Below are 250 nucleotides of genomic sequence, written 5' to 3'. Positions count from 1 at the left end.
ACTTTGCCGTCAGCTTCCTTCCGCCAACTCCTCACGAAGTTAACCTTGCCTCAGCTAATGGACAGCTCTATATCAGCCCATGAGGGACTTGAACCCTCTACTCTTACATCATGCACGGCGCACATCACTGTGGGTATACCAAGTAAACGGGTTTTACCATTTGCCTTTGGTATTTGCACTCCTCTTACAGAAGAGGGAATGTAAATGCCCGCAATAATTGAAGATTGGAGTTCTTTGATTATATCATCTA

The 250-nt window shown here is 44.8% G+C and carries 1 protein-coding gene; it reads left to right on the top strand.

Annotated features, from left to right (window positions below):
• Positions 1-204 (top strand): hypothetical protein (locus tag L8D11_RS05625; protein WP_236870674.1); only part of this gene is annotated, 204 nt, incomplete at its 5' end.
• Positions 205-250 lie beyond the last annotated feature (46 nt).

Origin of the sequence: Candidatus Bandiella numerosa (assembly GCF_021811875.1) — a bacterium.
GTDB lineage: Bacteria > Pseudomonadota > Alphaproteobacteria > Rickettsiales > Midichloriaceae > Aquirickettsia > Aquirickettsia numerosa_A.
The sequence above is the reverse complement of the archived record's forward strand: the minus strand, read 5'-3'. Positions and strand labels throughout refer to the sequence as shown.